19 protein-coding genes are annotated in these 24,140 nt (G+C 66.0%); 9 read left to right on the forward strand and 10 right to left on the reverse strand.

Annotated elements, in window-relative coordinates; genetic code table 11:
- Positions 1–94: 94 nt before the first annotated feature.
- Complete coding sequence (locus AB0E78_RS24890; protein WP_361836388.1) at positions 95–1,528, forward strand: MFS transporter; 1,434 nt, start codon at positions 95–97, stop codon at positions 1,526–1,528.
- A 10-nt stretch (positions 1,529–1,538) separates the two neighbouring features.
- Here the strand turns inward: AB0E78_RS24890 and AB0E78_RS24895 are convergent, their stop codons facing one another.
- Positions 1,539–2,342, reverse strand: a complete 804-nt coding sequence (locus AB0E78_RS24895; RefSeq protein ID WP_361836790.1) for a class E sortase — start codon at positions 2,340–2,342, stop codon at positions 1,539–1,541.
- A 195-nt stretch (positions 2,343–2,537) separates the two neighbouring features.
- Between AB0E78_RS24895 and AB0E78_RS24900 the strand changes: the two genes are divergently transcribed.
- The 5 genes from AB0E78_RS24900 to AB0E78_RS24920 all read left to right on the forward strand — a co-directional run bounded on the left by AB0E78_RS24900 (position 2,538) and on the right by AB0E78_RS24920 (position 7,341).
- Complete coding sequence (locus AB0E78_RS24900; protein WP_361836390.1) at positions 2,538–3,554, forward strand: SEC-C domain-containing protein; 1,017 nt, start codon at positions 2,538–2,540, stop codon at positions 3,552–3,554.
- A 145-nt stretch (positions 3,555–3,699) separates the two neighbouring features.
- Entirely contained in the window at positions 3,700–4,746 is a 1,047-nt protein-coding gene (locus AB0E78_RS24905) for a NaeI family type II restriction endonuclease (protein WP_361836392.1), read from the forward strand.
- Between the two features lie 95 nt (positions 4,747–4,841).
- Positions 4,842–6,248, forward strand: coding sequence for a PIN-like domain-containing protein (locus tag AB0E78_RS24910; protein WP_361836395.1), 1,407 nt, complete (start codon positions 4,842–4,844; stop codon positions 6,246–6,248).
- A 39-nt stretch (positions 6,249–6,287) separates the two neighbouring features.
- A complete protein-coding gene (locus AB0E78_RS24915) occupies positions 6,288–6,893 on the forward strand; it encodes a hypothetical protein (protein ID WP_361836398.1) in 606 nt (201 codons plus the stop codon).
- Entirely contained in the window at positions 6,886–7,341 is a 456-nt protein-coding gene (locus AB0E78_RS24920) for a very short patch repair endonuclease (RefSeq protein ID WP_361836401.1), read from the forward strand. Before AB0E78_RS24915 ends, AB0E78_RS24920 begins: the two co-directional genes overlap by 8 nt.
- Here AB0E78_RS24920 and AB0E78_RS24925 read toward each other — a convergent pair.
- Positions 7,276–8,487 (reverse strand): DNA cytosine methyltransferase, encoded by a 1,212-nt coding sequence (locus AB0E78_RS24925; RefSeq protein WP_361836404.1) that lies wholly within the window; start codon positions 8,485–8,487, stop codon positions 7,276–7,278. The two genes, AB0E78_RS24920 and AB0E78_RS24925, sit on opposite strands and share 66 nt — an antisense overlap.
- 215 nt (positions 8,488–8,702) lie before the next feature.
- Positions 8,703–9,335, reverse strand: coding sequence for an ATP-binding protein (locus AB0E78_RS24930; RefSeq protein WP_361836407.1), 633 nt, complete (start codon positions 9,333–9,335; stop codon positions 8,703–8,705).
- 215 nt (positions 9,336–9,550) lie between these two features.
- On the opposite strand from AB0E78_RS24930, the gene AB0E78_RS24935 reads away from it, so the two are divergent.
- Together AB0E78_RS24935 and AB0E78_RS24940 are read left to right on the forward strand one after the other, a co-directional pair.
- Complete coding sequence (locus AB0E78_RS24935; protein WP_361836409.1) at positions 9,551–10,417, forward strand: helix-turn-helix transcriptional regulator; 867 nt, start codon at positions 9,551–9,553, stop codon at positions 10,415–10,417.
- A complete protein-coding gene (locus AB0E78_RS24940) occupies positions 10,398–10,607 on the forward strand; it encodes a DUF397 domain-containing protein (protein ID WP_361836412.1) in 210 nt (69 codons plus the stop codon). Before AB0E78_RS24935 ends, AB0E78_RS24940 begins: the two co-directional genes overlap by 20 nt.
- A 61-nt stretch (positions 10,608–10,668) precedes the next feature.
- Here the strand turns inward: AB0E78_RS24940 and AB0E78_RS24945 are convergent, their stop codons facing one another.
- From AB0E78_RS24945 to AB0E78_RS24965, 5 genes are all read right to left on the reverse strand, one after another.
- Positions 10,669–16,206, reverse strand: coding sequence for a DEAD/DEAH box helicase (locus AB0E78_RS24945; protein WP_361836414.1), 5,538 nt, complete (start codon positions 16,204–16,206; stop codon positions 10,669–10,671).
- Positions 16,207–16,221: 15 nt separating this feature from the next.
- A complete protein-coding gene (locus tag AB0E78_RS24950; protein WP_361836417.1) occupies positions 16,222–17,187 on the reverse strand; it encodes a hypothetical protein in 966 nt (321 codons plus the stop codon).
- The gene (locus AB0E78_RS24955; RefSeq protein ID WP_361836420.1) at positions 17,184–19,211 is read right to left on the reverse strand and encodes a hypothetical protein; all 2,028 of its coding nucleotides are present in this window, start codon (positions 19,209–19,211) and stop codon (positions 17,184–17,186) included. Before AB0E78_RS24955 ends, AB0E78_RS24950 begins: the two co-directional genes overlap by 4 nt.
- Before the next feature lie 645 nt (positions 19,212–19,856).
- On the reverse strand, positions 19,857–20,150 hold the full coding sequence (locus AB0E78_RS24960) for a hypothetical protein (RefSeq protein WP_361836421.1): 294 nt from the start codon (positions 20,148–20,150) through the stop codon (positions 19,857–19,859).
- 204 nt (positions 20,151–20,354) lie between these two features.
- Positions 20,355–21,629: an NAD(P)/FAD-dependent oxidoreductase gene (locus AB0E78_RS24965; protein WP_361836424.1), complete on the reverse strand. Its 1,275-nt coding sequence runs from the start codon at positions 21,627–21,629 to the stop codon at positions 20,355–20,357.
- A gap of 265 nt (positions 21,630–21,894) precedes the next feature.
- Between AB0E78_RS24965 and AB0E78_RS24970 the strand changes: the two genes are divergently transcribed.
- Entirely contained in the window at positions 21,895–22,197 is a 303-nt protein-coding gene (locus tag AB0E78_RS24970) for a hypothetical protein (protein ID WP_361836426.1), read from the forward strand.
- Between the two features lie 134 nt (positions 22,198–22,331).
- Here the strand turns inward: AB0E78_RS24970 and AB0E78_RS24975 are convergent, their stop codons facing one another.
- Positions 22,332–22,889: a hypothetical protein gene (locus tag AB0E78_RS24975; RefSeq protein WP_361836429.1), complete on the reverse strand. Its 558-nt coding sequence runs from the start codon at positions 22,887–22,889 to the stop codon at positions 22,332–22,334.
- A gap of 151 nt (positions 22,890–23,040) precedes the next feature.
- The gene (locus tag AB0E78_RS24980; RefSeq protein WP_361836431.1) at positions 23,041–24,087 is read right to left on the reverse strand and encodes a helix-turn-helix domain-containing protein; all 1,047 of its coding nucleotides are present in this window, start codon (positions 24,085–24,087) and stop codon (positions 23,041–23,043) included.
- Positions 24,088–24,140 lie beyond the last annotated feature (53 nt).

Here is a 24,140-nt window from a genome sequence, read left to right on the forward strand (position 1 = left end):
GACCGAACCTACTTGACAGATTCAATGACTGAACCTAATCACTGCCTCCTACTTTCCGCTTTCTCGGACTCCGATGCCTCTGGAGGAGCAGGCCATGCCGCAACGGCTGGAACGCACGGCGGTCTCCATCACCTCTGAGCCCACTGGGCCGGCTCCCAGGCCCACCGAGCCTTCGGTGGCCGCCGGGCCGCCGCGACCGGCGGCCACCCTCGCCGTCACCAGCGCGGCCACCGCCGTGGCCCTGATGACGTACACGGCACCGATGGTCACGCTCCCGGCCACCGCGGCCTCCCTGCACACCCCGCTCTCCGCCCAGGCCTGGCTGCTCAACGGCACCCCGCTGGGCCTCGCGGCGCTGCTCCTGGTGGCGGGCAGCCTCGCCGACGACTACGGCAGGCGCCGGATCTTCCTCGCCGGGACCCTCGCGCTCGGCCTCACCACGGCGCTGGGCGCGCTCGCCACGTCGACCTGGCTGTTCACCCTGGCCCGGGTCGCCCAGGGCGCGGCGAGCGCGGCGATCCTGGCGGCCAGCCTCGGCCTGCTGGCGCACGCGTTCCCGGCGGGCCCCGGCCGGATCAGGGCGACCGGCATCTGGGGAGCGTTCGTGAGCGGCGGCATAGCGGTGGGCCCGGTGCTCGCGGGCGGCCTGACGACACAGGCCAACTGGCGCTGGTCCTACGTGGCACTGGGCGCGGCGGCGCTCATGGTGGCCGCCTTCGCCCCGAGCACCCTGACGGAATCACGGGCCGCGCGCCGTGGCCGCCCGGACCTGGCGGGGGCGCTGACGCTGGGCCTCGCGCTGGTGGCCCTGGTGGCGGCGCTGACCCTGGGCAGGGACGGCTGGCTGCGTACGCCGGTGGCGGCTCTGCTCGTGACGGCGGCGCTCCTGATCGCCGCGTTCGTGGCGGTGGAGCACCGGTCCGCGGCCCCCATGCTGGACCTGACCCTGCTGCGCCAGGCCCCGTTCCTCGCCTCGTCGGCGGGCGGCTTCTTCACGGGCTTCGCGGTGATATCCCTGTTCAGCTACCTCCCCACGCTCCTGCAACAGACCCTCCCCATGTCGGCGATGGCCACGGCGCTGCTGCTCACGATCTGGTCGGGCACCTCATTCCTGGTGGCCCTCCAGGCACGCCGCCTGGCGGGCAAGGTCTCACCGCGCCACCAACTGGCCCTGGGCTTCGCCCTGCACGCGGCGGCCGTCCTGACGATGCTGGCCACGGTCGACGCGGGCCCGTGGCCGCTGCTCCTCCCCGGCCTCGTGATCTCGGGCGCGGGCAGCGGCTTCCTGAACGCGGCGCTCCCCCTGCTGGCCGTCACCTCGGTCCCTGCCGACCGGGCGGCGATGGGCTCGGGCGCCAACAACACGGCGCGGTACATCGGTTCGGCGGCGGGGGTGGCGCTGATGATCGCGGTATCGACATCCGGGGGCTCACTGGCGCGTGGGACGCAGGTGGCGCTGGTGGTGTCGGCGGGGCTCGGGGTGGCGGGGGCGGGGGTGGTGCTGGCGTTGCGGGGGCGTGACCGCTGACCCGGAGCGCTCACCTGGGCCGCATGGACCGCAGCTTCCCCCAGACGATGAGCCGGTACTTGGAGGTGTACTCGGGGGTGCAGGTGGTGAGGGTGATGTAGTACCCGGGGGAGCTGTACCCGTGCCCGGCCTTGACGTCGCTGCGGGGCACGGAGCGGATGACGCCGCTGTCGCGGGCGGAGGTCTGGGCCAGCGTCTTGTCGACGACGTAGGTATAGACGGCGCTCTTGGTCTCGACGAACAACTCGTCCCCGTCGCCCAGCCGATTGATGCGCCGGAAGGGCTCTCCGTGGGTGTTGCGGTGCCCGGCGAGCGCGAAGTTCCCGCCCTGACCGGGCTGGGCGGTGCGCGGATAGTGCCCGACGTACCCCTTGTTGAGTACGGCACTCTTGCTGACCCCCTCGGCGACGGGCACGCGGATCCCGATGCGCGGAATGCGGAGGACGGCGTAGGCCTGGTCCCAGTCGGGGGCGGGGGCGGTGACGGTGTGCGGACGCCGGGCGGACTTCTGGGAGCCGGAGCCGGAGGCACGAGACGGGGCTTCGGCGGCGGGGTCGGCGCCAGACTCGGCGCCGGCATCGGCATCGGCATCGGCATCGGCATCGGCATCGGCAGGAGCGGAATCCGATGGGCTCCCCCACTCCCGCTCAAGGGCCTGAACCTGGCGCTCGGCGCCTTCGCGGGCCTGGCGGTTGGTCCACCAGAGCTGATGGACGACGAGCAGCAGCAGGACGAGCCCGCAGGTGACGGCAATCTCGGCGCCGCCCCACACCAGACGGGCAGCACGCCCCCGCTGCCCCCGCCGCCCCTGCACAACAACAGGAACCCGCTCCACCCGCTCCCGCACGCCGGTACCTCCCCTCCCGAGAGGGCGGCAGGTTAAGCCCAAGCCCGCGAACTAGCCATGGCGCCCGCACGCCGGGGCCACAAAAGCGCGGCGGCCCTGCTCGACCCTGATCTGCACGGCAACCCTGCTGCAACGCCCCCACTCGGCAGTACGGTGTCCCGTATGCGCCCCGACACGCCTGCCGACCACATCGCCGAAGCCGAGCGCCTGGAGCGGACCGCCGGCTTGTATCCCGAGGACACCGAGCACCTGCTGCTCCAGGCCGCGGCCCACCTGGAACTGGCGGGCGAACGCGACCGCGCGACCACGCTCTACGACCGCCTGCTGGCCCCGGACGCCCCGCACCCGGCGTCGGCCCCGACCCTCATCCGCGCCCTGAAGGCCTCGAACCTCTGGGAGTACGGCCACGAGGCGGAGGCAAGGGCGATCATCGACGGCGTACGGGCGGCGGCGCCGCGCGACCCGGCACCATGGGTGATCGTGGCGGAGTCGCTGGAGGCCCACGACGAGCTGGCCCAAGCGCAGGAAACCTTCACGCAGGCCCTGGAACTCATGCTGCCGCCCGGCGCCGGGGGCACCCCGACCTACGACCAGCGCCCGCTGCTGTTCGGCCGCCACAGGGTGCGCCGCCTGCTGGGCGCGGAGCACGACGCGTGGGACGCACTCGCAGACGAGATCTCGTCGTCCCCCGTCCCCCTGGACGAACTGCACGACCCGAAGCGCATCTGGTCCCTGGGCTCGGACAACCCCGCGGAACTCCGCGCCGAAATCTCCCGCATCCAGGCTGAGTTGGGCTCCTACAGGGAGGCACTGTCCCGCCCGTTCCCGGTGGCGGTGCTGCACTGGCCGTCCACGGAACTGGAAGAACTCCTGACGGCGTACCCGTCACTGGAATCCGAATACCCCTCGCACGAGGCGCACTTGGCGACCATAGAGGAGTCATTGCGCGAGCTGTCAGCGTCCGGCACCCCCAACCTGGGAATCGTCACAGGCACGGTCCCGTCCTACGAAGCCTTCGCAGCCTCAGAGGGCACGGACCCCACGGACGTATCCCTACTACCCCAGTACGCGACGACGCTGGCAGCACGGGGGCGGGCAGCGGGGTGGCCGCCGGAGGCGGGGGCGGTTTGTTGGTGCGGGTCGGGGCGGGTCTATGGGGAGTGCCACGGGGAGTCCTAGCGGCAGCGGACTACTCAGACCGCATGCGGTCGACCTGAAAATCAAATGCCGAGCGGTGGCGGAACAAGCTACACAAGAACCTTCCGCTTACTCCGACTCGTCGGCCGCGCCATAAGCAGGCCGACTCACCGAATAGGAAGAGCACTTGCTTCCTCTGGATTTCACGGCTGCGACCAACGTGGCAGCCGATGAAGCCTTACGCCGTGATCCTGAGCTTGCCGCGGTCCATGCGTATCTGCGCCGGTCCGACCCCGCTGGGCAACGCTTCGCTGCGGTGCTCCGGCGCACTATCGACCAGCTACTCAACGGCGAGGCCACAGGCAGGTACAACTGGAGTTCTCTCTACAAGACCGAGAAAACTCACGCCGGAACTCTCGTTGAGATCAACCTGCAGCGGGAGTTCGAGTTCGCCGACGGCATCGACATGGACTACCGCATAGAGGGCATCGACGTCGACTGCAAGTACTCCCAGCAGTTTGGATCTTGGATGATCCCGCCTGAGGCGGAAGGACACTTGTGTCTTCTCGTATGGGCTGACGACCGCGCCAGTCTTTGGAGCGCCGGGCTGCTGCGTATAGAGCGCGAGTGGCTCAACGTCGGCACCAACAGGGACATGAAGTACACGGTCAAGGCCAAGCATCGCGACAAGATCACCTGGCTCTGGAAGGACGCTGCCCTTCCAGAGAACATCCTGCTCCACCTCGATGAAGCCACGCGGGCACGCATCCTGATACCTGGCAAGAACAAGGGGCAGGCACGAGTACGCGAGCTGTTCCGATCCGTGCACGGAAAGCGGATCGGACGCGGTGTGGTGCGGACTGCCGCCCAGCAGCTCGACTACATGGCACGAGTGCGTGAAGGAGACAAAGGACGCGCACGTCCGGCCCTTCGCCAGGAGGGCATCATCATCCTCGGCGACTATCAGTCGCATCAGGCGGTAGCACGCGCCCTTGGCGGCCCAGCACCGGGGGAGGGAGAGTTCGTCGCCCATCGCGTCGCACGGGCCCGGCCCGAGCACGGTGATCGGCCACGTGCGTTGATCGACGGCGAGTTCTGGGTGGTGGCCCGGCCCGGCGAACCATGGGACGTGGCGCCACGGCTCCCGGAGGCCCAGGAGAGCCGGACCAAAGCATCCGGCCTTGAGCCGCGGACCGAGATCGAATCTGTCTGGATCCCGCCTCAGGGGGTCTGAGATTCCCCTAACGGACCGCACCAGACCAGACGGCCGTCATACCGTAGGCGATCTCATCTTTTGCAGCAGGCTTTCCGAGAAGGAGGTGTCGATCAGTGACTGGCCCGGAGGATGACTACCCACTGATCCGGCAGTACCGGGACTGGATTCAGAACGGACACTCCGAGGACGGACCTGAGCGAGCGCAGTTCTTCACGCAGGCGACCGTCGTACTCGACACAAACGTTCTGCTCAGCCTCTACGAGTACACGCCCGATGCCCGTAGTCAGGTCTTGAGCGCCCTCAACAGCGTGCAACAACGCCTGTGGCTCCCGCATCAGGTCGGGCTTGAGTTCGTCCAGAACCGGCATCGCATCATCATCGGCAGAAAGAAAGCCCTAGAGGAAGCCTCCAAAGCGCTCCAGAAGAAGCTTGGAGAGGCGCGCATAGCACTCGTGGACGCTCGGAAACTCGTTCAGGGACTTCTGATCAAGTACGCGCAGGACGCCAGCACCAAGCAGGCTCTGGAATCGGAAATATCAGAGAAGGCTGTTAAAGATCTCCTTGCCGACTGGAGCCAGACACTCGTCAATCATGTTCAACAGCTAAAAAATTACGATCTCGCCATCTCATCAGTAGATAAAGGCGATCCTGTCCTTGCCCAGGTAGCCGAATTGTTCGGTGACAAAATCGCCGAGCCGCCTGGCGCAGAAAAGATTAAGCGGCGCGTCGATGAAGCATCGACATACAGGTTTCCTAATGAAATCCCGCCTGGGTTCGCGGACGCAGGTAAAGGAACACCCCTGTCGGCATCCGGGGACTTTTTGCTCTGGGAAGAGACGATCGAGTACATGGCCGGTTCAGCCGAACGCTCACAGCTGCTGTTCGTTTCCAATGACACGAAGGATGACTGGTACCAGCCCGCCGGTAACGGTCGCAGTTCCCGACCTTGGCCTGCCCTGGCGAGCGAGTTGAGGGCACGTACCGGCGCCGAGATCCGGATCGAAACGCCGGGAGAATTCTACCGGGGTGTCAACCGATTTCTGAATGCGGAAATCGCCGAGGCGACCTACGCTGAGATCGATCGTGCGGCCTCGAATGTCACAGCGGTATCCATTACAGATACGGAAGCCGTTCATGCTCAGCCTTGGCCCGGGCTCATTTCGGCCGCATTCGACGCGGCGGGCCTAGACGAATCCATACTGGACAGCATCAGCGATACCTCGTCCCGGCTTCTGTTCACTTGGTGGCTGATCGGCGTCACTGTGCAGCTGGACCGCCGCTCACTCCTCGACGACGAACCAGACGTTTCCGTCGCTCCGGCAACTCGCTCCGACGTCCCGCCGAATCCGGAATGGCTTCCAGGGCGTCGGCTCCATCTGGGCGAGTGGCCTTACCGCAGCTCATCGTGGATCGCACCCTGGTTCGCCCAGGCAGTCAATCGCGCGTCCCGCCACGACAGGCAGATCCTTCAGCAACTCGCAGCCCGGCAGTTGGACTTCGAGCAGCTGGACCGCGAGTAGCGAGCACCGGACCCGTCCCTAGCATCATGGAGTCGCCCCATGACTGGCCAGCACCCCCTCAAGGACGAATGGCAGCAGCTCAGGCCAGCTGCCGAGCATGCCCTGAATAATCTCCTCACAGAGATTTCAGCCCATAAGGACGACCCTCAATCGCTTTTCGAGGCTTACACGTACGCCAAGGAAATAAGTGCCCGCGCCATACAGTCCAGAATGCTGGCGTACCTTCCCGGAGAGAACGAGCAGTTCAGGACTCTGCGTACGAAGATCGAGCAGCAGATGCACGCCCGATACAGGGACGTGGTTCCAGAAAGGCTCCTGACCGTTCCCTACGGCAGCAAGACCCACGAACGACTCTTTTCCCTGCTTCAGGAGAACCTGGCCACGCCGGTTCACTCAGCTATGCTGCGCATTGTGACCGGCGATGACGTGCACACCGAGAGGAGAGCACGCGAACTGCGCGAACTTGGACTCGACGTCGACTGGAGCACCCGGGAGGGCATCAATACTTATGAACTCCGCTCTCTCGACCTGGACTTCGACCTGATACCAGCCATGGTCAGAAACAAGATCCGTCAGACCAAGTCGCTCCGCGCTGATCAGAGAAAGCAAATTTTGAGGGACGCAGGAATTCCTGAGGATGGGTAGCGACGACAACTGGGAACCGCCAGAGGGATCCTGGGCTTCATCTGCAGCCAGACGCCGGAACATGCAGGCGATCCGGAGCCGAGACACCAAGCCGGAGCGGCTCATCCGACGGCTCCTTCACTCCCAGGGGCTGAGGTACCGAGTAGCAGCCAAACCTCTGCCCGGGCTTCGCCGGACGGCAGACATTGTCTTCCGTCCGGCGAAGCTGGCCGTGTTCGTCGATGGCTGCTACTGGCACGGCTGCCCCCAGCACTACGTTCCGCCGAAGACCAATTCCGGCTACTGGTCCGACAAGGTCACGCGAAACGTGACCCGTGACCGGGACACCGATGAGCGTCTCCGCGAAGCAGGATGGACCGTGCTCCGGTTCTGGGAACATGAGTCACCCGACGACTGCGCCCTCACAATCGCCGCTGCGGTCAGCCGCCTTCGGAATCGACCGGACTGAGACGGGTGTCATCTTGAACAGCGTCTCGCTCTCATCTGCTGCGGCGGGCACCCGTTCCTCCCGTACTGGCGCCTTAACCCCGGCTTTGCGGGCTGCTACTAGCGCAGACTTGATCTGCTTGCCCACAGCTTCCGCGACTGGCGGCGGGAAGGCGTTCCCGACCTGACGGTACGCCGCTGTCTTCTTCCCGGTGAAGACCCAGTCTTCCGGGAACCCCTGGATCAACGCCGCCTGGGCGACAGTGAGCTTGGGACCTGCTTCAGCGAAGAGGTCCCGGTCTTCACTCTCAAGGCGCTTCATTTCCGCTTGAGTATTCGCGACACCGAGTCCACAGACACCCAGCAGTCCCCACGCCTTCTTTGCCCGTGTCGGGCCGAGATCGGCGCCCCCGTGCTTCTTCGAGCCGCCTACGAGAGTGGGGGCCACCCCTCGTGATGCCATTTTCAGCCACCTCTCAAGCGCCTGATCCACTCGAGGGTCGTCAACCTGGCTGTAACGGTCGCGCATGGATTCCTCCAGTGCCTTCCGTACCGTGCAGAGCGGCTGCTTCTTGGGCTTCGTCTGAGCGAAGAACGGGATGTACGCCTTCTTCATCGCCACCAGGATGGCTCGCGGGCGGAGCTGCGGGACCCCGTAGTCCTTAGCCTCCAGGACATCCCAGTAGCACTTTTCGTATCCCATGCGAGCGAGCTCCTCAAGGATCTCCTCGCGGTACCCCTGGAACTTCTCCCTCGGTTCCAGCAGGCCCCGGACGTTCTCGATCATCACAGCCTTGGGTTCCAGCTCATCAACCAGCTCGAGCATGTTGGGGAACAGGTCCCTCTCATCGTCTCGGCCGAGCTGCTTGCCCGCGACGGAGAACGGAGGGCAAGGCACCCCGCCGGCCAGCAGATCCAGGTCGCCAGGGTTCAGCTGCAACCTCTCCCTAAGCGCCTCCGGCTTCAGCTTCGTGAGATCTTCCTGCATGACCTCACAGCCCACCCACTCGGCGTTCCCTTCCACATTCGCCCGGAGAGTGGCGACCGCATTCGGGTCAATCTCGATTAGCGCCAAATGTCTGAACCGCGCATTGTGCAGGCCGAGGGCCTGGCCGCCCGCTCCCGCGCAGATCTCAACAGAAGTCAGCTCCCGCTTGGCGCTAGTCATGCACCCTCCTTACAGACGTGCCCGACTGGCACCAATTGCTGCCAGTCACTACAGAGGGTGACAGGCCCCACTGACAACGCGGTCTCATCCCAGTGTGGCGCATGTTGCACAGCTACCAGACCGCCCCTCCCGCAACCACGAACGCTCATACGATATTGCCCATGCCGTTCCGCCTGGCCACAGCCAAGGCCATGAGGTAGCCGCCACCTGCGAGGTCACGCAGCGCCCAGTTCTGCTTCGTAGCTGCGTTGCGCGCGGTCAAGGACGTCATCGGGGTCACAGTCTTGAGCGGCGAGCCAATAGAGCAGGTCCACGATCAGGCCAGCTGCCGCGTCCTCCCGAGCAGACCAGTGCCTGAGCAACGGCGCTGCCATCGGTTCAGCCAGTTCCCGGTACACGCCGAGGACCTCATGCGCTCTCTGAACGCGGGGGCACACTCTGTCGGGCACGAACGCCAGCTCGCACCAGACAGCCTTGCCTGAGCCCGTCACATGAGTACCCCAGTCACGTGCCATAGCAGCCAGCAGATGGAGACCGCGGCCGCACTCTGCCGCACACTCCAGTGCACCAACGGCCGGGACCTCGCGGTCCGTGTCGTGGACCTCCACACGGACCCCGTCACCAAGAAGTTCGAGGACAAGGGTTGCCGCGCTTCCCGCGCCCACATGTGCGTACACGTTCGTTGCGAGTTCGGTGACCGCAAGCTCGGCTTCGTCTGCCAGGTCAGACAGACCCCAAAGGCCCAGCTCAGCCCTCACTGCTCGCCGCAGACCGCACAGAACTTCGGGGGACGCCTTGAACGGCGTCACATATCGGTACGGAGTCCGAGTGCTCTCACGACCGGTCATGCCGTACTCCCTCCATGGCCACGCCAGTGCCGCACCTGCCGTATCCATACGACTGCACTGCGTAGCGCTCGATACAAGTATCGCATCGAGAGTTCCCACTGTGTAACTTCTCACGAGAACCTATCGAGTGAATCTGGCACTACGCCAACTTGCCGCCGAACTAGCCTCGTTGGGGCCGCGGGACACTATCCCCCGCGTTACCGGAAGGAATCCTCATGTCAGCGAGGGCCACGACCCGTCGACGCCACCTCGGCGCGACGATGCGCAAGTTGCGCGCCCGCCAGGGGATGACACTGGAGGAAGCCGGCGGGCTCGTCGGCGTGTCCAAAGCCACGGTGAGCCGGTACGAGACGACCGAGGGGCCAGTCAAATGGCTGGTCGTCGACGCTCTTTGCCGGGAGTACGGGGCGAGCGATGCCGAACGTAAGGCCATGGTCGCTCTAGCCAAGGACTCGAGGCAGCAGGGGTGGTGGAGTTCGTTCGCCGATCACATCCCCGAAACGATGAACCTGATGCTCACCCTGGAAGACGAGGCTGTACGCGAGGACCACTTCTCCTGCGTGTACGTGCCGGGTCTGCTCCAGACCCGGAGCTATACCGCTGCCCTCCAGCAGGCGAACGAGATGCGCCGCTCACCCGAGGAAATCGAGCGCCTCGTGGACATCCGCATGCGACGTCAGGAGATCCTCACTCGCCCCAAGGCTCCGCATCTCTGGGCCATCCTCGATGAATCCGTTATCCGGCGGGTGATGGGTTCATCCGAGATCATGAGTGAGCAGCTAAGCCACCTGCTCAGCTCCAGCGAGTCGGGGAACATCACCCTCCAAGTCCTGCCCTTCGCGCGTGGCGCCCACTGTGCGGCCCTCGGCAGCTTCGTCATCCTGGGAGGCGCTGAGCCCTCTCTGGACGTGGTGTACGTCGACCTTCACGTCGGCTCCGTCTTCATGGAGAAGGAGGCGGAACTGGATCGCTACCGGCTTGCGTTCGAATACCTGCGCGCACAAGCGTTGGACATCGAAGCATCAAGGAAGCTGATCAGCCGCGCCAAGGAGGACTTGAAGAATGCCGAGAGCGAGTACTGAGGTTCCTGGCCCCGCCTGGTTCAAGTCGTCGTACAGCGGCGGCAACGAAACCGAGTGCGTGGAGGCGGCCTTCGTCGGGAACAGCACAGCAATACGTGACAGCAAGTGGCCGCAGGGGCACCACGTCCTAGTGCATTCCGCGGTCTGGTCCGGATTCGTCGGCGCTGTACGGGACGGGCAGCTCAGCTAGCGGTGGGTGAGTGTGCCCTGTTGCAACAGAAGTTGCAACAGGGCACATGTCCTGGTTCGCCCTACTGGTCCAGGAAATCTCCTAGTTGAACGGTCACCCGGGACGGCACTCGTTCCAGCAGGAAGTCGTCAACGAAGACGACCGCCACATCCCATTCCTGCTGAGCGATATCGTCACCGACCCTCGTGATCCGCTCACTCTCCAGGTCCTCCCCCACCATCTCGAAGGGGCTCTTCACTGCGACAGCGACCGTGTCGTCGAAGATCACTACTGGATGGCTGTCCAGCTCAACCACGGCCGTGGCCTCCGCCGTGTCGGCGCTCCAGTTCTCCAGCAGAACGCGCGCGTTGTCGCGGTCCACATCCAACTTTCGGCCCTGCATGGCGCTTAGCAGATCGCCCGCAAGCCTCCAGTCGAGCAGCGGATGGTAGGCCATGTTCGTGTAGTCACGCAGGCACTCGTAGCAAGAACCCCGGCACTCCTCCCCGTGGGCGCCCTCGGTGAACTTCGCCAGCATGGCCTCAGTGGCCGCCATCAGATGAGCGAAAGTTTCAGGCTCCGCCAGGTGCGTGCAGTACCCCGCGCCGTTGTCGAGGGTGTCGGAGAGGAAAGCGAAGACCCTGGCTCCCACGTCCTTGGTCACCGCTCCGTGGATACCGGCGGCAATCTCAGTCGGCTGGATATCGAGCAGCGCTCCGGCGGACTTCCGCAGGAGCGCTGCCAGGGAATACCAGGCAGCCTTGCGGCCCGTGCGGTCATCCGGGAACCCCGTTAGCTGTGGCACTGGCGACAGGTCGAACCGGTATCCGTGCTCACGGACGATCGGCTCAGTCGGACCGAACAAGAAGAGGTCTGTCCGCTGAGTGGCTCCAAGGGCCACATTCACCACCTGGTCCTCATACACCTTGATCAGCGGAGTCCCCTCGATGGCACCCATCTCGGCGTAGGCCCCGGACCACAGATTGGTGGCCTGGACAGGAGCGAATCTGAAGAGGCTGCCGCCGTTGTCGTTCACCGCGTACCGGCGCCCCTTGCCGGCGTGGATGGCAAGCGTCGACGGCCCGACCTCTCGCTCCCGTGCTTCGGTCTCCAGGTTCGTCCCCGTCCTGGGTGCGAGCGAGCGGGCCCGCCAGGAGAAGTTGCCGTCGAAATCACGCTTGAAGGGAGGCTTGGGCGGCGCGAAGAAGCCTTCGGGTTCCCGGAGCTCAATGTGTGCGTACATCCCGTCACCCGAGGTGCAGGCGGGGCAGGACAACGGCTCGTCAGCGCCGTCGGCTGGCGAGACTCCCTCCTCCACGTGGGAGCACGCACGGCAGATTCCGATGTGCCGAGCTGGCCCCAGAGGATCACGGACAGCCTGGGCCTGAAATCCCGCCGGGCGGTAGTTCGCAACGCCGACAGCGGTGTAAACCGCTCCGTCCTTCACCGTCTCCGCACCGGGAGCGAACTGTGAGACAGCAATGGGAAGCCCGCGGTCGACTACGCCGCCAGGAGGCCACGGGTATGCCCTGTTGGGCTTGCGCGTGTAGAGGTACCGAACGCTGGTGGGGAAGCCGAACATCGGCAGCAGCCCCTCCTCGGCCAGCCTTTGGCTCAGGTCCCCGTGGCCGTGTTCAGCCTCCGTAATGCGATTGATGTCGCCGATGAGGCTGCCCTGGACCCATCGAACCGCGTGCTGCGCCTGGCCGGGGTCTCTTGTATGAGCCGCGAGAGCGGCGGCGATTTCCGCGATGTCCTCGTGATGACGATCGACCCAATGGCTGATGGACTGCCGCACACGTGGCCAGTCAGCGACCGTTCCATACTGACCATGGACATTGCGCGTCGCATCCAGCTCCTCCCCGTCCGTTGCGGCACCGCCCACATCCACGAAGGCGCGACGGAGCACTTCAGCGGCAAGAACACGCTGGTAGATGTCAGGCATATCTGTCGAGAGATACGGCTTGGGCGTCTCGTCGTTAGTGATCCGCTCCGGAGCCTGGAAGTAGTACTCGTCGTGGCTGCGGCCCCTGCACACAGTCAGCGCGAGCGCTACCGGCGCGCTACGACGCCCAGCCCGGCCCACTCGTTGCTGATAGTTGAACCGAGTGGGCGGCATGTTGGCCATGAGCACGACAGCCAGCGAACCGATGTCTACGCCAGCTTCCATGGTCGTGGTGACCGAGAGGACATCAACGCTGTCAGGTCCCTCGATTTCGGTGCCCTCAAGGAAGATGTTCTGGAATCGGGCCTGCCGCGACTGTGCGGCAAGCCTGTCCGTCTGTCCCGTAAGTTCGGCGCAGTTGAGGCGGAACTTTCCCTTGCCCCCTGCGGCCTGCCATGCGTAGTAGTCATCCTCTGCCTTGGTCACCGCCTTGGCGTCGGCCGGAAGCAGTTGCCCGCACTTGGCCTTGGTACAGACACCAGCGCCCCGGTGCAGATGTTTGCGCTTGCACTTACCGCAGACCCACATATGAGGTCCCGCTGGCCTGAGGCTGACCTTCTCGGGGTTAATACAGAAGTCACGTACTGCATCTCCCCAGCCGCGCTCGGCCCGGCTGCGTACATCGTCTAGGTGCTCGCCCGTGTGCGCCGCCACCGACTCCCAGAAGATACGCAGTGGGGCGGGCGGTTCAGCCTGTCCGTCACGCAGCTCATGGAAGCGTCGCAAGTGGCCGAGCACCCGCAGACTGGCTCGTACGAGACCGGTGTCGGATCCGGGGTCAGCGTCGATGGGCGAAGTGTCGGTCGCGAGGCTCAGCCAGCCGAGCCCCAGCGATTCGAAGTCCCTTCCAGCACTACCGAAGAGGCCCCCCAGCATCTCCGCACGCAGCGACTCCTGAATGCGCTTCAGGAGGTCTTCCTGGCGCTCCTCGTTTCCGTGCTGGGGCTCAACCGGCAGCCTAGTCCAGTCGTAGAGAGACGCCCATGACAGGTCCGGAGAGCCCTTCTGCCACTCCACGCGCTCCAAGCTCTCCTTGGGGCCGCCGGGGTTCACGCCCAGGGCCAGAAGCTTCTCCTCCATCTGCACGGAGTGAGACTTCAAGCTCGGAAATCTTCCGAGATGCGCAAGGAGTTCTGCCTCACGGACCGGATCGGGAGGCCCGTCGATCGGGTCGGCTTTCCAGATCTCTCTGAGCGCCGTCACGGCGTCCTTGTCGCGTGAGCGCATGCGGGCGAGCGCATGCTTGGCGATCTGCGCGTCGACCGACCCTTCATGCGTGAAGTACCTGCGCACGAGTTCCACGTCGTCTGTGGGGTTCCCCTGCTCACCGACGAGCTCGGCAAGCAGCAGCCGGAGAAGGTCCTGGTAGTGGCGGAGTCCTAGACCAGCGGCAATCTTGGCGGCGTCCTGGCGGCTGTCGGAGAAGACGACTGCCTTCTTCTGGTCCAGTGTGGACAGCACACTGGTCGTGAGTACCTGATTGATCTTCTCGAAACCAGTCCGCATGGTCCGGACAGGCGTCCTCATGCGCCGCCGGTCGGACAAGCTGAGGACCCCGGACTTGATCCGGGGAGTTTCCCAGTCGTCGCCACAGTTCGGACACCGGGTGGGGGCAGCGGGCAGCTGCTCCAGGGTGAGGGTCTGTTTCCTGTTCCGCGACTGAGGGACCTTCGTATGGAACGACCATCCTGTCGCCTCGTTGCGGTCACGGGTGTTGGTCAGGTGACCCGTCCGCGGACTCAACTTACTTCGTTTGAACTTGAATTCGGCACTCTGCACACCCCTGGCTGTCGTCGACCGGCTCCAGGTGAAGTCAGTGGCGTCGATCACCGGGTCCTGCGTGCGCGGCCAGTACACGATGTAGTTCGCCGCAGTCGCCCCAGGCGATGCGCCTTCCGCCTGCGATTCGAGGTCGGGCAGGTCGTGCAGCAGACCTCCATCAAAACTCTTCGCGGTGATCGCTTTGACCGGGGCGTAGCCGCCGAGCATCACATCACCGCAGTTCTGACAGTAGAGGAGTTCGAGAACACGCGACGTGCAGCTGCTACACCGAGAGGTCGGCCGCGCGAAGAGGCGGCCCACCGTCCGGTCGTCGTCACCCTCAGCCCGCTCAACACCGGAGCATCCTGGATCCGAACAGGCCCAGATTCCAGGAATGTTCCGGAAGAAGAGGTGGCCGCGGAGCTTGGGAAGCGGGCCTGCCAGCTCTTCGTCTGCTGTTCGCAGGGCCGTGAGCAGCCCGTTGAATGCCGCAGTCCTCGACTCTTCACCCACACCAGGGAAGAGGAGCTCGGCCGCGTCCTTGTCCAGCCGCGCGACGAGGTTTGTCCCGTCGTAGAGGGCCCTCGAGAGAGCTCGGTGCGCACCTGTTTCCTGGAGTACCTCCGCGGCCTCGGCAGCAGACGACGCCTCAGTGACCCCGCGCAGCCTGTCCGCGTACCGCGAGATGTCGGCGGTCTCCGCCATGGGGAGGTCGAGCTCACCGCCCAACAGCCGGAATCGCTCCTGTGGAACGCCGAAGAACTCCTCCAGGAAGTCGGCATCCCGCTGCGGGTCGAGAGAGGCGGACGCAGCAAGAATTCTGAACTGTTCGGGCCGCTGATCCAGGCCCAGCCGACTGCGCAAGTTACGCAACAGGTAAGCCACTTCAGTGCCGGCCGTGCCGCGATACATGTGCAGCTCGTCGATGATCAGTGTGAACTTGGCTGAAGGATCATCCTGCAGCCACTGCCGGGTCTGCTCGAAGATCGAGTCCTCATCGGGCCGCTGGAGCATGATGTTCAGCATTGAGTAGTTGGTGATCATGATGTCCGGCGGCGCATCGATCATGTCCCACCGCGACCGCATCTCGGCACCGTCGACGCGAGGGACGAAGTACTGCTCGTCACCGCCTCCCGCCGTTTCCCTCGCCCGCTCCGACCGCTTCTCCGTTTCCTTCAGCAGGGCCTGGAGCTTCTTGACCGCCTGGCTGTTGCTTCGCGCCCCCGTGACCGGCGTGGCGCCCGTGTACCGGCCGAAGTAGAAACGATGCCCATTGCGGTACTTGTCAGCCCACTGCCTCGCTCCGTCGCTGTCGAGCGCCTTACGCAGACGCATCATCTGGTCGTCGACCAGTGCGTTCATGGGGTAGAGGACAAGAGCGCGCACTGCCGCCTTGTGCCCTGATTCGCCGCGACGCTGGGGAACGTAAGAACTGTCCTGGCCAGACCACCACGCTTGGGGACTGGCCGGCACTCCACGCGCCCAGCCCGTGGATTCCCGTACGAGCTCAGCGAGTACAGGTGCCATGAACGCTTCGGTTTTCCCAGAACCGGTTCCGGCAGTGATGACGACATCCTTGCCGTCGCGAACTGCCGCGACTAGGGAGTGATGCTGGTGCGAGTGCATCTTCTCGATGCCTTCCATCAGCCCCGCACTGATCAGTTCGGCCAGCTCTGCGGGAGCCCCTGCCTCCGCCACCGATCCTGCGATACCCAGGCCGCAGGACTTGTACTGCGGCCTGATCTCAATCAACGGCCTGCGCCAGGCACCGCCGTCCACATCAAGAAGTCCCCGCCGCTCCCGCATAAGCTGCTGATTAGCCAGACCGAAGGGAGTGTCATAGTAGCGAAATAATGCGTCTCGCAGTTGCTTGAAAGCCTCTTCAATACCCAGGGGGTAAACTTCTGCAGACATGCGCCTATCCCATCGTCAGTCGTTCCTGTCGCCAAGCTCTTGCCGGAGTGACATCGCAATACGCTCGGCCACAGCACGGGGAACATTGCGATAAGCGATCGTGTGGCACTTTTCTCCGAATTCAGGAGGCAGGCCTGTGCACATGACGGCGATGCGTCGCTGAAGGTCCGGCAGAGGCTTCCCCCAGTCCACAATTAGCCGACCGAAACGCTCACGCCCCTTTCCCTCTTCCTGGAACCAGCGAAGATTCTTTCGCGGCTCGACTCCGAGCCTGTCGAGTTCCAGGTAGACACCGCGTTCCTGGGAGACCGAACGCCAAGAACTGTCTCGAAGGATCTGGCACACGACTCGGTGATCGGCCCGTCGGAAGCGGTAAAGCCCATTCCCCTCCCAACGCGCGACCGGGAGGAAGCCCGGCTTCTCTTGGTTAAGGTCATACTTCTCCACCGCTGTACCGACGGCCGGAGGAGCCGCCAACGGGCCGGGGGAGAGCGAGGGGAGCCAAGCGGCAGCCTGGATGGCGAAACACGAGGTGTACGCAACACCCAAATGGCTAGCGGTTTTTGGCAGCTCGGCGGAGTCGTCGTACCGAATGAGCCAAGTGGCTGGCACCGGAATGTCGGTATCAGGCAGCGAGCTGGGAACTCTCACCCGTGTCACGCCTTCGGACTCCGCCAAGGCCACCCGCGCCTCGAACCGCGCCGTCCGGCTGCCCACCAGCGCGGCGAGTCCGCCGACCCAGGGCAGCCTGGTCAATACACCAGGGGCGACGCTCCAGCGTCCGGTGCGCCAGTCCACATCGAGGTGGCCGAGTGACTGACAGTCTCTTACCCATCTTCCCGCGGCACCGTAAGAGATGGGGAAGTTCTCACTGCGGGCCAGCCAACTGATGCCCCGCTTCAGGTCGGTAATATGCCCGGCTCCGAGCTCACTGGCCCAGTTCAACAGCAACCCACCGACGTCAGTCTCAGTCGTGGTCACTTCCCCACCTCCCGCGCTGCCGCGACGTACGCCCCCCAGGCGGTCCCGTAACCTGCCGAAGCCGCAGCGAGCACAGTCTCCGCCCACTTGGTGTCGCGGGACGAGGGATTAGGGGCAGGTTCTTTTCCACTCTCTGCCAGGGGTCTCACCGTGGTGGTCCCTTGCCGCCAGTGCTGGATTGCCCAGACGCAGCCCGCATCCACTGAGACTTCCCTGCAGCCGTGTGACTCGTCCGCCAGTCGTTCCCCAGCCCAGTCCGGAGGATCGGGCAGGTCCAGCGGGTGTAGCTCGCCATTCGCCCCCACGAGCACAAGTTCCTTCACTCCGGAGGGGACCATCAGAGTCCTCGGCAGCGTCAACTTCTCAGGCGCCTCTGCACCCCGGATCGCCTTGGCTTCCCGGTCAAGGTCCTCCCCCTCGGTCCCCGCCCGTGCGTCACAGCGATGTCCGATGCTTCCCGCTTCGGAGTTCTGCTGCCCGCACAGCTCCGAACTGACAGTGAAGGTGACCTTGTCCGTGCCAGATGCACTCACCACATAGGTACCGTCAGCCAGGGACAGACTCCGCGCTGGGAAAGGCCTCAGCAGGTCGTAGACCGGCAGGACATGCGAGTCGGTGCCATCAACGCTGCTCAGCGTTATCCGTACCGCGGTGTCACCCTGCGCCACATCACGCGGCAACAGCCAGTCCGGGACACCACCCCGAAGATAATGATGGCGCCCAAGGTCCCTGCCGATGCGGAGTCCACCTTCGAAGGCGAAACCCCGACGCGTAGTTGGCACGAAGTGAGAAGCCTGCGGCATGTCCCCACGAAGGAGGGCGGCCGGTGTAATCGCGGCCTTCAGGTCGACTTTCTTGAACAACGTCCATCCGTCGAGTGGCCTCTTACGGTCAACGCACCACCCGTCTTCCGCAATTTCCGCAAGTACCGTCTGGACACCCTGGAGTTCATCGTTCGAAGTCATGAGCATGTGCTTCTCTCCGGGCCGGAACGCGCCGGTACTGACGAAGTCACCGCTGTACTCGTCTTCCGTGAAGAAGATCAACGGCTGTGCTGTCCACACCAAGTAGAGGTCGGCCCCCTCAAGAACCATGCCGTGTGCCAACTGGCTCGCAGTGACCTCAAGTTCCTCAAGCCCGGCGTAATACCCTCCGTAGGGATCGTCCAGCTTGTACTGCGCGCCCGAATCCGGGTCCCTCACCGTCGCCGCCGATACCCCAGATACCGCCTCTGGCACCCAGCGCAGCTGACGGGACCGCCGACTCAATGCCAGCCTCAGAGCGGTCGCACGGCGCCCTCCGGAACTGCCCTCATACAGCGTGCCGTCCCAATGCTCGACCAGGCGTTCCAGCAAGTCCGCTAAGACCAGGCGCTTGTCGGCCGACGCCGCTCCCGGCACGGACCCACTCAAGGTCTTGAGTAGAGGTCGGGACAGCCTCCGTTGGTTCGATGCCGTCCACAGGCGCAGACGCCGGATAATCTCCTCCCCCGGGAACTCCTGGGGAGCGCCGGGCTTGATACCCACAGCGGCGAAGAAAGCTGTAAGAACACGCCTGTCCTGTTCGCGCAGGAGGGCCTGGGACATGGGGTAGCCAATGCGGGTCAGGTGACTGTCCCCTGAAATGGTGCTGTATCCTCGCTCACCGCCTCGCGACGTCATCCACTCATCCAGCGTTTCCCACATGTCAGCGACCGGCTTCGAGTAGGAACGCAAGTTGTCACGCGCCAACGTGTCAACACGGAAGACCTCAGCGAGACGCTTGTAGTAGTTGGAGGATGAAGTGTCGCCCTCTGTTGCCATCTTGGATGCCGCGAGCACACTCACAGCAAGGAGGGGGAGGACCGGCGGAGCATCGACCCGGCTGCCCGCCTTCCAGTGTCGGCACCGCATCTCCAGCCAGCCGAACATGCTCGTCGGCCGGTCCCAGTGGAGCTCAGCGCTGACCGCATCTGCCAGTTCCACCGACAGATCGTTGTCCTGCATGAGCTGGCTCTGCATCAGCTCATCGACGTAGAAGACCACCGCATGACCGGACATGCGCGGCCCGTGGAACTCTCGCTCCAGCACGGCCTGCCATTGGTCGTATGCCGAGTCTTGCGGCCCTCCAGTCACACTCACTTCTCCGCCTCACCGACACCATGTTCTTGTGAGGGCCATCCCGACCCGCCCGACAACGTCACTGCGAGTGCGCCATAACACACGCCGTGCATATGCCTATCATCCGCGCCGCATGCGTCGCAGCGACACTGCTTCAGCAATACGCCACGCCAGCCTGAGTGTTTGCGGCAGGAGGCGCGCGCGCTCAGGCAACCTGCGTGCCAGATCTGCGACGTTGGTCGTCATGGGCGGTGAAGTAGCGGGAATGGACACCAGCTCTGTCGACGAGCGACCCGTCACGAGTTTGCCGCCAATGGCTGCGAAGACCATCAGTTCTAGCCGGAGTTGGCTGTCCCGAACGGAGAGCTCCGTCATCTGGCTGAGATGGCCTTGTGAGGCGGTCCGCTGCCGTGAGCCCTGCCCGCCGGGCAGCGCACCCGCCGCTCGCGCCCAGTGGAAGCAACCGCGCTCAGTAGCGGACGGCGGTCGTAGACGGTGGGCGCTCCGGCGGATGCGGAAAAACGAAAAGGGCCCGCCATGGCGGGCCCCCTTCGGGGTCGTGCTCAGGGGTTAGTCGTGGTGCTGGCCGTCGAAGCCCGCGCCGTAGCCCGCGCCCTTGGTGATGCCCGCCGGGCCGCCGAGGTTCTCGAAGGCGAAGCCGGCCTTCCAGCCATCGCCGTGGCCGTCCTCGTCGTGGCCGCCTGCGAAGTGGCCCGCACCCTCGGTGATGCCGGCCGGGCCGCCGACGTTCTCGAAGGCGACGCTGCCCTGGTCGTAGTCGCCGTGGGCGAGGGCGGTGCCGCTGGCGCCCAACACGGCCGCGGCGGTGAGGGCGGTGACGGCCAGGGCGGTACGAATACGCATGGGATCCCTTTCAGGTACGTGACGATCTTGGTGTTGGTCCAGGGGTCCCCTCTTCCCGGACCACACAGACCTGCCCCGCCGCAATTCACCCGTACAGCCCGGCCTGCCTGGACTAGCTGGACCACCTGTGGGCCACCCGGGCTACCCGGCATGCCTGGACCAACTGGACCAACTGGGATACCTGGGATACCTGGGATACCTGGACTACCCGGCTCGCTCGTTCCAGTCGATCCTGTGGTCGAACTGCCACGCACCCCACACCGCTCCCCCGGCCCCGCCCACCCTCGTCGCCACCGGCAGCAGTGCGTCCCGGAGTACTCGGCTCAGGGGGCCCGCCGGCCTTGGGGTGGCTGTTCGGGCTGCCGCCGAGGTGGCCGTCGCCGTTGCCGTGGTGTGTTTCAGGATGCGGTCCACCCGGGGGCGGCGCAGGGACTCGTACGCCTTGAAGGCCTGGCCCGGGGGCAAGTCCCGTAGGCAGCGGGCCAGTTCCACCGCGCTCTCCGCCGCCAGCGATGCGCCCTGGCCCGAGGTGGGGGACGTCGCGTGGGCCGCGTCCCCGATCAGGATCATTCTGCCCCTGCTCCACGAAGCGACCGGAGGCATCGTTTCTGTGGGGCCCGTGATCAGCACGTTCTCCGCGGGTGTGTCCGTCAGGAGGTCCGGCGCCGAGGTGCGGTCGTCCGCGAACGCCTCGCCCAGCCGCCGCAGCCACTCCTTCGCGCCCACCGCCTGCGCCTCCGTCGCCGTCATCGGCTCCCGGTGCGGCAGGTTCACGGACCAGGCCGCCGACGCGTCGTCGAAGATCTGATACGCGAAGTACGCCCGCTTTCCGTAGCACATGTACAACACCCCCTCCGTGGAAGGGAGTTCCGTCTTGGGGACGCGCGCCGTGAAGGTGAGCGTCCCGGCGTAGTGCGGCTTCGGCGTGGAGGGGTCGATCAGCGAGCGCACTGTCGAGCGCAAGCCGTCCGCGCCGATCAGGATGTCCGCCCTCTCCAGTGAACCGTCCGAGAAACGTGCCGTCACGCCCGTGCCCGTGTCGGTCGCGTCCAGCAGGCGCTTGCCCTTGTGTACGGGGATGTCGCGGCGTTCCGCCTCCCTCGCGATCGCCTCGTCCAGCTCCGTGCGCCAGACGAAGCGCGTGGTGGGGAGGTCCGCGGGCGGCGTGAGCTGGGCCAGGTGTCGGCCCGTCCAGCTGCGCAGGCACAGGGACGTCACCGGGGTGCCGATCGCGCGCACCATCTCCGCCGCGTCGATCGCTTCCAGCGCCTGCAGACCGTTCGGGGCGATCGTCATCGCCGCGCCGCGACGGGAGCCATGCTCCTTCGGCGGCCTCGACGCGGAGTCGTCGCAGGCCTCGTACACCGTCGCCTCGATGCCCGCCTTGTGCAGGGCCATCGCCGCCACCGGGCCTGCGACACCACCCCCGACGACCAGGGCTGTTCGGGTGCGGCGGTCAGCAGTGGTTCGCGCGGTCATCTTTACTATCGGTCCCTCGTCACTATCGGCCCCCCGTCGACTGCGCCTTCGAGCGCGCCGCGGAGGCGCAGCGCACACCCTCACCAACCTACGCGGCGCAGACCCCCTCGCCGCAAGGCTTTCCTGGCGCGTTAGCCTCGGGCCACGCACGCATTGAGGATGCAGTGATGCATTGAGGACGTATCGGCCACAAGCAGCGGCAGACCGCACCGGCCAACCGCAGCGACCGACAACATCGGCCGACAGCCGTGGAAGCGAGGCAGGCATGGCGAAGGTACCGGCAGCAGTAGTGGCCGCCAGTGGGCTCGTCGGCGGGTTCGCCGTCGCCCGGTGGACGAAGAAGCGGCCACTCGGCGGGGTCGTCCTCGCCGCCGCGGGAGCCGCTGCCGCGCGGCAGTGGCGGCAGAGTGCGGGCCCGAAGACCGCCGCCGCGCTCAGCGCCACGTACGTCGCCGCCTTCGCCGGATCTCATCCGCTCGCCAAGAAGGTCGGGGCCTGGCCCGCCGTCTTCGGGGTCGCGGGTGGGGTGGGGCTCGCGTCGTGGGTGCTCGCCGACCGCCGGGCCTGAGCTGAGACACGGTCAGCTCCTCCTCCCGGCCCCGCCGGACCTCGCCGACCGCCGGGCCTGAGATACGCCGACCGCCGGGCCTGAGGTACAGAAGCCTGCGCGCCCCTCACGAACCAGCGATCAGCGCCCGCCCCTCACGCCTCGCTGTCCCTGAACAGCCGCGCGAAGCCCGCCACCGCGAGCACCCCCGTCCCCATCACCAGGACGAAGAACCCCCACGCCAGCGGCCACACCGCCGCGTCCGGCTCCGGGTGGCTGTCGAAGGAGACGTACATCAGCGTCGCCGGCGGGCCCGCCACCATCAGGAGCGCCCAGATCAGGCGGTCACGGAAGCCGAAGTAGGCCGCCAGGGACAGCATCGAGACGGCCAGGGCGGTGATGCCGAGCGCCGTCACCGGCGTCGTCTCGTTGATCGCGCCGGGCGTCTCGGGGCGGTTGCGCAGGTCCCAGGGCAGGCAGAGGAGGTACGTCGCCACCGCCAGGCCCACGCCTATCAGCCGCGTCAGCCAGCGCCGCAGGGGCGGGGTCTCGGGCAGGGGCGTCAGCAGGTTCCGCGGGTTCATGGGGCTCAGTTCGTGGCGCGGGCTCATCCGCACACTCATGTGGCGCGGGCTCATCCGCGCACCCATGCGACGCGGGCTCATCCGCGCACTCATGTGGCGCGGGCTCATGATCATCGACTTTGCCGTCATGCGCACGAGCCTGCCGACTCCGCCAGAGGCGCGACAGAGTACGCGTACTCAGTCCGAGCCCGACGCAAGGCCCCGACGCAAGGGCCCGACCCAGCCCAGACCCGCCCCCAGACCCGACCCAGCCCAAACCCGCCCCCAGACCCGGCCCCGCTCAGCCCGATCCGCCCCTCGTCCCCCTGAACGTCATCCGATACGCCCCCGGCGACACCCCAACCCCCGCCTGGAAGTGCTGCCTCAGCGACGCGCCCGTGCCGAAGCCCGCCTCCGCCGCGATGCGGTCGACCGTGTGGTCCGTCTCCTCCAGGAGCTCGCGGGCCCGGTCCACGCGCCGCTGGGTCAGCCATTGCATCGGCGTCAGGCCCGTCTCCTCGCGGAAGCGGCGGCTGAACGTGCGCACGCTCATCGACTCCCGCCCGGCCATCTCCGCCAGCGTCAGGGGTTCCGCCAGGCGCGTCCGGGCCCACTCCCTGGCCCGGCCCGTAGACGTCAGGCGTGGCTCCGCCACCGGCCGCCGGATGTACTGGGCCTGGCCGCCCTCGCGGTGCGGGGGTACGACGTTGCGGCGGGCCACGTCCGCCGCCACCGCCGCCCCGTGGTCGCGGCGGATCATGTGCAGGCAGAGGTCGATGCCCGCCGCCTCGCCCGCGGAGGTGAGGACGGCGCCCTCGTCCACGTAGAGGACGTCCGGGTCCACCGTCACGGCAGGGAACGTGCGGGCGAAGAGGTCCGCCGACAGCCAGTGCGTGGTCGCCCTGCGGCCGTCCAGGAGGCCTGCTGCCGCGAGGGCGAAGGCGCCGGTGCAGATGGAGGCGATACGGGCCCCGGCAGCGGACCTCAGCACGTCCGCGAGGGCGGGAGGCAGCGCCCCCGGGCCCAGCGACTCGTCCTCCTCGTGCGACGCCGGGATGATCACCGTGTCCGCGGCGGCCACCGCCTCGGGGCCGTGCTCGGCGTGGACGGGGAAGTCCGCGTCCGTGCGGATCATGCCGGGGGTGAGGGCGCAGGTCGTCAGCTCGTAGAGGCGTCCGCCCGCCGGCGAGCGTGCGTTGCCGAACAGCTGGTGGACCAGGCCCAGCTCCATGGGCAGGACCCCGTCCCTGACGAGGACCGCCACCCGGTGGGGCCGCTCTCCTCGTACGCCCTCTCCTCGTACGCCCTCTCCTCGTACGCCCTCTCCTCGTACGCCCTCTCCGTTCATCCCCTGATCTTCCCACCCGGCCGGGGCCGCGCCCCGGACCATCACCCCGCCTC

It is taken from the genome of Streptomyces sp. NPDC032198, from assembly GCF_040636975.1.
In the GTDB taxonomy this organism is placed as follows: Bacteria; Actinomycetota; Actinomycetes; order Streptomycetales; family Streptomycetaceae; genus Streptomyces.

Coding starts and splice junctions, on each gene's coding strand:
- AB0E78_RS24890 (WP_361836388.1), top strand. CDS start 95: ATGCCGCAACGGCTGGAACGCACGGCGGTCTCCATCACCTCTGAGCCC.
- AB0E78_RS24900 (WP_361836390.1), top strand. CDS start 2,538: ATGCGCCCCGACACGCCTGCCGACCACATCGCCGAAGCCGAGCGCCTG.
- AB0E78_RS24915 (WP_361836398.1), top strand. CDS start 6,288: ATGACTGGCCAGCACCCCCTCAAGGACGAATGGCAGCAGCTCAGGCCA.
- AB0E78_RS24920 (WP_361836401.1), top strand. CDS start 6,886: ATGGGTAGCGACGACAACTGGGAACCGCCAGAGGGATCCTGGGCTTCA.
- AB0E78_RS24925 (WP_361836404.1), bottom strand. CDS start 8,487: ATGACTAGCGCCAAGCGGGAGCTGACTTCTGTTGAGATCTGCGCGGGA.
- AB0E78_RS24930 (WP_361836407.1), bottom strand. CDS start 9,335: ATGACCGGTCGTGAGAGCACTCGGACTCCGTACCGATATGTGACGCCG.
- AB0E78_RS24935 (WP_361836409.1), top strand. CDS start 9,551: ATGTCAGCGAGGGCCACGACCCGTCGACGCCACCTCGGCGCGACGATG.
- AB0E78_RS24940 (WP_361836412.1), top strand. CDS start 10,398: ATGCCGAGAGCGAGTACTGAGGTTCCTGGCCCCGCCTGGTTCAAGTCG.
- AB0E78_RS24945 (WP_361836414.1), bottom strand. CDS start 16,206: ATGTCTGCAGAAGTTTACCCCCTGGGTATTGAAGAGGCTTTCAAGCAA.
- AB0E78_RS24960 (WP_361836421.1), bottom strand. CDS start 20,150: ATGCGTATTCGTACCGCCCTGGCCGTCACCGCCCTCACCGCCGCGGCC.
- AB0E78_RS24965 (WP_361836424.1), bottom strand. CDS start 21,629: ATGACCGCGCGAACCACTGCTGACCGCCGCACCCGAACAGCCCTGGTC.
- AB0E78_RS24970 (WP_361836426.1), top strand. CDS start 21,895: ATGGCGAAGGTACCGGCAGCAGTAGTGGCCGCCAGTGGGCTCGTCGGC.
- AB0E78_RS24975 (WP_361836429.1), bottom strand. CDS start 22,889: ATGACGGCAAAGTCGATGATCATGAGCCCGCGCCACATGAGTGCGCGG.
- AB0E78_RS24980 (WP_361836431.1), bottom strand. CDS start 24,087: ATGAACGGAGAGGGCGTACGAGGAGAGGGCGTACGAGGAGAGGGCGTA.